Origin of the sequence: Bartonella queenslandensis AUST/NH15 (assembly GCF_000312585.1) — a bacterium.
Taxonomy (GTDB): domain Bacteria; phylum Pseudomonadota; class Alphaproteobacteria; order Rhizobiales; family Rhizobiaceae; genus Bartonella; species Bartonella queenslandensis_A.
The window spans coordinates 1-434 of the sequence record NZ_HE998506.1; the positions used below are offsets into that span (position 1 = coordinate 1).

General features: G+C 40.8%; 1 protein-coding gene. It reads right to left on the reverse strand.

The window, feature by feature from the left end; all coding sequences use genetic code 11:
* A partial coding sequence (locus BN338_RS10710; protein WP_039762753.1) for a DUF3987 domain-containing protein occupies positions 1-434 on the reverse strand: 434 nt, incomplete at both ends.

Sequence of the window (434 nt, forward strand, 5' to 3'; positions counted from 1 at the left end):
AAGGCTCTTTCAAGGGCATCTCTACTGACTTCAAAACGCCCACCCTCAACCAGTTCAAAAATCAACGCAAGGGTTGGTATGGTTCTATTCATTTTCAAAAGATGTGCTTTTAAACTTGCAGAGAAATGACCACTCTTTATTCTTTTCTGAAAATCTTCCCACCATACACGAAACATCTCTTGGGCTTCAGCAGAAAAACGTATGATTATCGGATGCTTTGGTGAGCCTAATGGTTTATCATAAAGAGAACGAAAAACCCCTTGATAGCTTTCCCATGCCTCTTGATTGAGAGGTTTATCCGTCCATAACGGCTCTTGTTTTTCATCGGGCCAGACAATCATTTGAAAGCGTTGTATGAAACCATCATCGTTTATTCCACGGTGCATGTCTTGAATAATAGGAACAATGCGTGCAGGTTGAATGCCTCCAATTAT